At 67.2% G+C, this 204-nt stretch carries 1 protein-coding gene; it reads right to left on the bottom strand.

Going from position 1 to position 204, the window contains the following annotated elements; translation table 11 throughout:
• Positions 1 to 204, bottom strand: a 204-nt coding sequence (locus tag G3I53_RS32410; RefSeq protein WP_164439038.1) for an AMP-binding protein, incomplete at both ends; no start/stop codon positions are given.

The following is a 204-nucleotide window of genomic DNA, read 5'->3' as shown; positions in this document are numbered from 1 at the left end:
GACGCAGCAGCCCGCCGGAGCACAGCGTGCCGAAGATTTCCTGGAAGGAGACGTCGAAGGACAGCATGGAGAACTGCTGGGTGACGGCGGGGGCGGCCAGGCCGCCTTCCGCACGCTGCCAGGTCAGCAGGTTACACAGGGTCTCGTCGGGTACCTGCACCCCCTTGGGGACGCCGGTGGAGCCGGAGGTGAACAGGGTGTACA

The sequence above is a fragment of the Streptomyces sp. SID14436 genome (assembly GCF_010548465.1).
Classification (GTDB): domain Bacteria; phylum Actinomycetota; class Actinomycetes; order Streptomycetales; family Streptomycetaceae; genus Streptomyces.
The sequence above is the reverse complement of the archived record's forward strand: the minus strand, read 5'-3'. Positions and strand labels throughout refer to the sequence as shown.